Annotated in this window: 10 protein-coding genes; 2 read left to right on the top strand and 8 right to left on the bottom strand. The window is 57.7% G+C overall.

All coding sequences use genetic code 11. The annotated features are described in order from the left end of the window. Positions 1-376 precede the first annotated feature (376 nt). Together Q0J81_RS09860 and Q0J81_RS09855 are read left to right on the top strand one after the other, a co-directional pair. Entirely contained in the window at positions 377-703 is a 327-nt protein-coding gene (locus Q0J81_RS09860; RefSeq protein WP_294447526.1) for a type II toxin-antitoxin system RelE/ParE family toxin, read from the top strand. Beyond that, the gene (locus Q0J81_RS09855) at positions 700-1,026 is read left to right on the top strand and encodes a hypothetical protein (RefSeq protein ID WP_294447524.1); all 327 of its coding nucleotides are present in this window, start codon (positions 700-702) and stop codon (positions 1,024-1,026) included. Before Q0J81_RS09860 ends, Q0J81_RS09855 begins: the two co-directional genes overlap by 4 nt. Positions 1,027-1,157: 131 nt before the next feature. Here Q0J81_RS09855 and Q0J81_RS09850 read toward each other — a convergent pair whose 3' ends face one another. The 8 genes from Q0J81_RS09850 to Q0J81_RS09815 all read right to left on the bottom strand — a co-directional run. Beyond that, positions 1,158-1,547, bottom strand: coding sequence for a helix-turn-helix transcriptional regulator (locus Q0J81_RS09850; protein ID WP_294447522.1), 390 nt, complete (start codon positions 1,545-1,547; stop codon positions 1,158-1,160). After that, complete coding sequence (locus Q0J81_RS09845; RefSeq protein ID WP_276819338.1) at positions 1,544-1,798, bottom strand: type II toxin-antitoxin system RelE/ParE family toxin; 255 nt, start codon at positions 1,796-1,798, stop codon at positions 1,544-1,546. Before Q0J81_RS09845 ends, Q0J81_RS09850 begins: the two co-directional genes overlap by 4 nt. Positions 1,799-1,888: 90 nt before the next feature. Next, positions 1,889-2,122 (bottom strand): helix-turn-helix domain-containing protein, encoded by a 234-nt coding sequence (locus Q0J81_RS09840; protein WP_294447517.1) that lies wholly within the window; start codon positions 2,120-2,122, stop codon positions 1,889-1,891. Between the two features lie 8 nt (positions 2,123-2,130). Further along, positions 2,131-4,029: a terminase gpA endonuclease subunit gene (locus tag Q0J81_RS09835; RefSeq protein WP_294447516.1), complete on the bottom strand. Its 1,899-nt coding sequence runs from the start codon at positions 4,027-4,029 to the stop codon at positions 2,131-2,133. 2 nt (positions 4,030-4,031) lie between these two features. Beyond that, positions 4,032-4,262 (bottom strand): hypothetical protein, encoded by a 231-nt coding sequence (locus tag Q0J81_RS09830; protein ID WP_294447515.1) that lies wholly within the window; start codon positions 4,260-4,262, stop codon positions 4,032-4,034. Beyond that, entirely contained in the window at positions 4,259-4,804 is a 546-nt protein-coding gene (locus tag Q0J81_RS09825) for a hypothetical protein (RefSeq protein WP_294447514.1), read from the bottom strand. The genes Q0J81_RS09830 and Q0J81_RS09825 overlap by 4 nt, the downstream gene beginning before the upstream one ends. Next, on the bottom strand, positions 4,779-5,003 hold the full coding sequence (locus Q0J81_RS09820) for a hypothetical protein (protein WP_294447513.1): 225 nt from the start codon (positions 5,001-5,003) through the stop codon (positions 4,779-4,781). Before Q0J81_RS09820 ends, Q0J81_RS09825 begins: the two co-directional genes overlap by 26 nt. Further along, a partial coding sequence (locus tag Q0J81_RS09815; protein WP_366937525.1) for a DNA modification methylase occupies positions 4,996-6,291 on the bottom strand: 1,296 nt, incomplete at its 5' end. The genes Q0J81_RS09820 and Q0J81_RS09815, both read right to left, overlap by 8 nt.

Here is a 6,291-nt window from a genome sequence, read left to right as displayed (position 1 = left end):
GTTTCCAGCTGGTCCAGAAACTGGGGGAACGACTTGCCGATGCGAAGGTCGGAAAGCTGGGACATAAGGCACCTCGTTGGTTTTCTCAAGGGGCCTTTTCTGAAATAGAAAAGGCCGGGAGCTGAGAAACGCCAACGAACGTCCAGGCCTATTCCCCCGAAGGGTATTCTATTAGCCTACTCCCGGCCTTAAATAGCCGATAGATATGCCGCTGCTTTTCAGGCGCAGGGCATGAAAATAGCCTTCATTCGGGAAGGACTGACCGTCGTTGGTTTACGGAGGTTCTCAGGCTCCGTAGGAAGTAGTGAATTAAATTTTTGAGGAGATGTCAAGAGGGAAGTTTGACAGATTGTAGAATATAATCTACATTTTCCCCATGCAACACGAAATCCACATCTATCAGACAGAAGACGGCCGCATCCCTTATGAGGAATACATGGATGCCCTACGGGACAGGCAGGCCAAACTGCTGATCGCCAGGCGCGTCCAGCGTGCCGCTGTGGGAAATTTTGGCGACCATCACAGTCTGGATGGCGGACTGCATGAAATGCGCCTTGACTATGGGCCGGGATACCGTGTGTACTATATGTATCATGGTAGAGCAGTGGTCATTCTGCTGCTGGCTGGTGATAAATCGACACAGACCGCAGATATCAAAAAAGCCCGAGCCTATCAGGCCGACTTCAAGAGGAGAAACGCATGAACGGTACACTGGAGGGGGCCGTCCCCTATGATGATGTTGCAGTGCGTATGTATGCCAAAGATCCTCAGCTTGCTGCCGATATGCTTAACGTCTGTCTTGCTGAAGGGGAAATGGACGAGTTTTTAGTGGCGCTTCGTCAGATTGCCAAGGCTTTCGGCGGGCTGCATGAAGTGGCGCGTGTAACAGGTGTGCATGAGAAAACGCTTTACAAGAGTTTGAATTCCACGGGGAATCCTACTCTGAAAACCCTTATGGGGGTGGCCGATGCCATGAATATGCAGCTGGCCTTTATTCCGAAAAAATCGCAATCTGTCGCATCATAAAAAACGGGGCAGGGAGTGCTCCAACACCCCTCCCCGGAGATGACACATCCTCCGCAATGTTACTCGTTTTGTTTATGCCCCGGTGAGAGCTGCAGACTCTCACCGGGGCGAGTTGTATTCTCCGGCGAGCTTCATATCAAGTCATCCATGTCCACCTGAAGCAGGTGGGCGGCTTTTTTCAGGGCAGGTGCGGAAAGTCCGCGCTTGCCCTGTTCCACCATGTAGATGTGCGAGGTGCTGACTCCCAGCTCTTCGGCAAGCTGTTCCGCGCTTATGCCGCGGAAGCTCCGAATGACGCGCAGGGGATTTTCCCCGCCCACAACGATGCGTTCCACGACATCTAGCGGAAGGTTGCGTTCCCCGTCGCCGGCTTCTTCTTTTGCGGCCTGTGCGGCTGCGATATCTGCGGCGTCAGTATGCTCCTCATTGCCAGCGCGGCGAAGCAGTTCCAGATAATCTTCATACGGCAGCACGGCAAAGGCCGGGCGACCGTTGGTTTCCAGTATTTGTACGTTGCTCATCTGTACACCTCTTTCCGATGTCCCATTTCAAGTACGGTAATGACCAGCTTGTCGTCATAGATGTCATAGATGACCCGCCAGTCAGCAACGCGAAGGCGGTAAAAATCGCTCCCCACCAGCTTTTTCACGTTTGTGTTCTGATAGGGCGCTTCCGCCAGCTGTTTGAGCGCGGCAAGGATGCGTACGGCCATATCTTTCGGGGCTTTTTTCAGCTGTCTTCGCGCATTCGGTGTAAACTCTATGGTGTACATGATGGTAACTCTTAGTTGGTTTAAGTCAACTTTTAGTTTGTTTTTGTCTTAGGATACGTGAGAAGACCGGAATGGGTCAAATCATCCTTTTCATATCGTCAGGGTATCCAGACATTCCTTTTCCTCCTGCTGCCGAAGATATCCCTTCACGCTGGCAAGGGAAATCTGCAGTCCCTTCCTTGCGCCGATGCGCACGGCTTTCAGCTTGCCCATGCTGATAAGAGAGCGTACCCAGCTTTCGCTGCACTGCAGGTAGGTTGCCGTTTCGGCCACCGTCATGCGGCGCGACCTGTCGTACACCAGAGTATTGTGTCGTCGGCTCATGGTCTTCCTCAGTAGGTATAGGATCCCCGTCTCTGGGGAAGATTGCGTTCCATGCGGGGGCTGTGGGGCGGTTTTATTCCGTCGGCAGAGTCCACCTGCCGATGGGAGCCTTTTGCCGCTGCACGGGCCTGCATTTCCGCTTCCAGAATGAGGCTGAAGGAGGGCAGCCAGGCATCGTCCACACAGGCCGAAGCCATCATGCAGCAGTCGATGTAGTGGTTGTTCTTGTGGTGGCGCACCCAGACCATTTTCCCATCCCTGCCGCGCTCCAGCGTTTCAGCAGTCATCTGGAGGGCAAAGCTCTGGTCGGTTTCCCTGTTCAGGGTAAAGGGCTGGCGGGCGTCTTCCTGAAGGCGGGAGAACAGCAGCGACTTGAAATAGCCGGTATCCAGCAGGTACAGCCAGAGGCCGCCGGGAATGCGGATTTTCGACGACGGCATTCTGTCGATGCTGGTGGCCCGCACAGGCGCGTAGCTTTCCCGGCTTGCGCCCTTGCAGGCAAAAAGCCGGTTTTCCCCGTGCCGGCGCACGAAGCTGTACACTTCCTCGGTGCGGGACACCACGGCTTCATCCGTGCGCGTGCCGCCGGAGTCGATGCCGGCGCGCCAGATGGCAAGGCTCTGCCCGGCCCTGGGGCTGTCCGCCTCAAAGGGGTAGCGCGTTTCCAGAAGCGCCCCTACGGAATCCCAGTCCGTCAGACGCCCGTAGTCTATCAGGGCGGAGCTTTTGTCTGGCCGCCATGCCAGCACCACGAACCAGAAGCCGCGGGCCTGCACGTCTATGCCCGCCGTAAGCGCCACTGCGTCGCCGGGAACGGTTCGCGCCGGGAGATCAGGGTCGATGCGGGAGAGAATCTGCTCTTCGCTGGTCTCAAGCTGCACTTCCTTATAGGCCCGCGCCCAGATGCCGTTGTCGTACTGCTGCCGGACGGCAGGGGCATCCGAGGCTTCGGCCCGCATCTTTGTCGCCACCACTTCGGAGATGGAGACGGCCTTGCTCAGAATGGCCGGCAGGTGGAAGCCTACGCGACGCGGCCGGGGCACGGGATTTTCCGACATCCAGCGGCCGTGCTGCACCGCCTGATCGCGGATATGGTCGCTCCACAGGTAGCTGCAGCGGACGCATCGGTACCGGCCTAGTCTGCGCCGTTCCACTTCCTGCGGATTGGAGGTCTTTTCCGCCAGCGTCAGCCCCTGTTCCGTCATCACCTGATAGGTGCCGCAGGCCGGGCAGCGCACATGGTACTGCCGCACTTCGTCACACTCCGAGAGCGCCAGCAGTATGGAGGACTCTTCGCCGCCGATGGGCTTCGACACGCGCAGGATTTTCCGCTTGTCGCTGTAGCTTCGGGTTCGCTCGATGAATTCCGCCACGGGGACGCCCTGGCCGGAAATCTGCTTGTACAGGGCCTCTTCGTCCAGAAACAGATCCTGAATGGAAATGGAGGCTCGCTGCCCCGGAGACATGGCGCTGGCCAGAAAAAGGCCGGTGCCGTCATGGAACGCGATGTAGGAAGAGCGCACCTTGCCCAGCTTCCCGCGGATGGCCGGGGAAGCCTTGAGCAGGGGCAGAAGTTTGGCCGTCATGACCTTGCTGATGGTGTCGTCGTCCTGCATGGCAAGCATACGAGGGCCGGGACGCATATCCACACAGTAGGCGATGGCGCAGTGGAGGATGGAGGTCTTGCCAGTCTGGGCCGAGCCGCAGATGTCCGTTTCTTCCACCTGGGGATCGCTCCACGTGTCCATGATCCCCGCAAGGTACGGATTCACATCAAGGCGGAAGCGGCTGCCCGCGTAGGGGCCGTCCTTCACGATGATGTTTTCCGAAGCCCATACCGAAAGGGGAGTGTAGGGACGGCGGCGGAAGATGTCCTGCTCGCCGGAGGTGAAGCGAAAGGTGTGCATCATTATACCCTGAACTTGTTATTCTGATGAAGGAAAGGGCAGGACATGGCGAGGTTCTGGCGAGAGAGTTTGATTATTTCATCGAAAAGAAGTTTTACAACGTGCGCATCTTTTTCGTCTTCCACGAGCTGCTTTGCGATATCCTGAGTCATGGCAAATCCAATATTGCCGTCCTTCAATCCACTCACAATAAAAGACAGCTGTTTTTCAAGCGAGGTGTCGGGAGCTTTCATTCCTGTTCCTCCGTGTCTTCTCTGTTTTCGTTCTGAATCGTGAATTCCCTATCCGCCGCCCAGGCGTCCATCCAGTCCCCGGTTTCCCTGTCCCACCACTCCAGAAACTGAGGAAGGAACTTTTCGTCCCCATGAACCAGCAGGATGAGCTCGCCGGCCTTTCTCCTGCCGAAGTTTTCAATCTCTCTCCGGAAGAAGAGCGCACGGGAGGCAAGGTCTTCCTCATGCTCGGTTTTCTGCATGAGAAGGCCCATTTCCTTTTCCAGCTTCAGGCGGGCACGTTCTGCGCTATAGCTTTTCAGCTTGGCGTCGGCCGAAATCCTATCGGCGGAAGCCTCGGCAAGGGCGCGGTTTTCCAGCTGGGCAAGAGGGGAAAGATGTGCCGCCGCGTAACCAAGCAGCGCCGATTCCTCAAAATATCCGTCGCCGTTCTTGCTCACCTTGCCTGCTGCCACGTCGCGGTTGAACGCGCTCTTGCTGATTTTGAACCCGGAGTCGCGCAGAAACGTGCAGGCATCAAGCTGCGTCTTGAAAATCTTCATGGCCGTCGAGCCTCCTTGGATGCGCCGGGATTCTTCTTCCACCGCGGCCCTTGCCCGCCGAAAAGCGGAAATGTTGTCCGGGGTGGGTGGGGTTCTGCTTCATGCGGGCCTTGCTCTGTTCCTTTGCCTTGAGCAGAAAGGCGAGATCATTGGCCTTGCTCTTTTCCACCAGGTCCAGCAGGTCGATATCTTCAGTCATGGTCAGCCTCGCTGAGCGTAAAAGGTTCACCGGTCACGGCATGGATGGCCGTTCCGCCGGTCAGTTCCTGCCAGCGCCGGATGATGACGTCGGCGTACTTCGGGTCAAATTCCATGATGTTGCACCGTCTGGCCAGCCTGTCCGCGGCAATGAGCGTTGTCCCGGAGCCGCCGCACACGTCCACCACAAGTCCGCCTCTGGGGGAAGAATTGGCCACCATGCGTTCCACCAGCGCCACGGGTTTCATGGTGGGGTGAAGTTCAGACTTCTGCGGCTTGGGAACCGAGATGATGGTGCTGGCCAGGTCTTCCACCATGATGTTGGTGCCGGTGAACCGGAGAATGGAGTCTCCGCTGGCCACCTGGTACACGTTGTCGCCCACCTTCTGCACCACTTCTCCGGCATAGTGCTCGAAGAACGACCGCTGCTTGCGGTCACCGTGCCAGCGGTGCTTTCCCGTGGGCTTCCAGCCGTACAGAATCGGTTCGTGCTGCCAGTGGTAGTCGCCGCGGCCCAGGACCGGAGCATTTTTCTTCCAGATAAGGCAACAGGAGAGCTTGAAGCCCGCACTCTTGAACGCCTTGCGGAACGCCATGCCGTCGCCGGCCTCGGAGTGGGCGACATATATGGCTCCACCATCGGCGAGCAGGTCATAGGCAGAAAGCATGAGCCGCCGAAGAAACACGTCAAATTCTTCCGGCGTCATCTTGTCGTTTTTGATTTTTCCGGCCTTGCTGCTGTAGTCTACATTGTAAGGCGGGTCGGTCCAGACCATGTCCGCCTTCTCGCCTGCCATGAGCGTGGCGATGTCGGAGGTGGAAGTGGAGTCGCCGCACATGAGCCTGTGAACGCCAAGCGCCCACACGTCTCCCTGCTTGCACACCGGCTCTTCCGGCAAGGGCGGAACCTCGTCCGGGTCTTTTTCTCCGGAGGCGACCGTTCCCTGCAGAAACGCATCCAGCTCCTTGTCGCTGAAGCCGGTCAGGCTGAGGTCAGAAAGGTCCAGGCGAAGTTCCGCAAGCTCTTCTCCCAGAGCCTCGGCATCCCATTCCGCCCAGGTCGCGCTGCGGTTCACCAGAAGACGGAAGGTGCGGATCTGCGTCGGCGTCAGATCGCTGGCTACCACCACGGGCACCTCGGTCATCCCCAGCTGAATCGCGGCCAGATACCGCATCTTGCCGTCGATGATTTCCCCGTCTCCGGAGACGAGCAGGGGGATGCGGAATCCCCATTCCCGAAGGGCATCGACCATCTTCGGGGGTGCTTGTTCCCGGTCTTTCAGGTCGCG

The sequence above is a fragment of the uncultured Mailhella sp. genome (assembly GCF_944324575.1).
Taxonomy (GTDB): domain Bacteria; phylum Desulfobacterota; class Desulfovibrionia; order Desulfovibrionales; family Desulfovibrionaceae; genus Mailhella.
Note: the sequence above shows the minus strand (reverse complement) of the source record. Positions and strands in the feature narration are given on the sequence as shown.

What these genes read in the sequence shown, in the direction of transcription:
- Q0J81_RS09860 (WP_294447526.1), top strand. Translation starts at nt 377, where the DNA reads ATGCAACACGAAATCCACATCTATCAGACAGAAGACGGCCGCATCCCT.
- Q0J81_RS09855 (WP_294447524.1), top strand. Translation starts at nt 700, where the DNA reads ATGAACGGTACACTGGAGGGGGCCGTCCCCTATGATGATGTTGCAGTG.
- Q0J81_RS09850 (WP_294447522.1), bottom strand. Translation starts at nt 1,547, where the DNA reads ATGAGCAACGTACAAATACTGGAAACCAACGGTCGCCCGGCCTTTGCC.
- Q0J81_RS09845 (WP_276819338.1), bottom strand. Translation starts at nt 1,798, where the DNA reads ATGTACACCATAGAGTTTACACCGAATGCGCGAAGACAGCTGAAAAAA.
- Q0J81_RS09840 (WP_294447517.1), bottom strand. Translation starts at nt 2,122, where the DNA reads ATGAGCCGACGACACAATACTCTGGTGTACGACAGGTCGCGCCGCATG.
- Q0J81_RS09835 (WP_294447516.1), bottom strand. Translation starts at nt 4,029, where the DNA reads ATGCACACCTTTCGCTTCACCTCCGGCGAGCAGGACATCTTCCGCCGC.
- Q0J81_RS09830 (WP_294447515.1), bottom strand. Translation starts at nt 4,262, where the DNA reads ATGAAAGCTCCCGACACCTCGCTTGAAAAACAGCTGTCTTTTATTGTG.
- Q0J81_RS09825 (WP_294447514.1), bottom strand. Translation starts at nt 4,804, where the DNA reads ATGAAGATTTTCAAGACGCAGCTTGATGCCTGCACGTTTCTGCGCGAC.
- Q0J81_RS09820 (WP_294447513.1), bottom strand. Translation starts at nt 5,003, where the DNA reads ATGACTGAAGATATCGACCTGCTGGACCTGGTGGAAAAGAGCAAGGCC.